Below are 258 nucleotides of genomic sequence, written 5' to 3'. Positions count from 1 at the left end.
GGGTTGTAAGGAAGTGATAGAGGGACGTGGGCCGTGGTTAAAGTTCAACACGACTCTCACCATGAGACAGGTTGACGCTGTACAGGTTGATGTGTTCTTCGGCCCCAATCCTATATTTTTCCAGCACATATTCAACCACTCGCGGTTTGCCCCGTTCGCGCTCGGCATTAGCAGTACGCACACACTTCATGAGGTCAGTGACACTTGCGCATTCCTCGACCGGTACTCCGGCACGCTCCACGTCCTGCGGGCCCGTAC

The 258-nt window shown here is 55.0% G+C and carries 1 protein-coding gene; it reads right to left on the bottom strand.

The window, feature by feature from the left end:
• Positions 1 to 37: 37 nt before the first annotated feature.
• Positions 38 to 258, bottom strand: a 221-nt coding sequence (locus AC1RP4_RS08060; protein ID WP_481763286.1) for a hypothetical protein, incomplete at its 5' end; no start/stop codon positions are given.

It is taken from the genome of Dellaglioa sp. CoH-56-MRSF-10 (assembly GCF_056782175.1).
The sequence above is the reverse complement of the archived record's forward strand: the minus strand, read 5'-3'. Positions and strand labels throughout refer to the sequence as shown.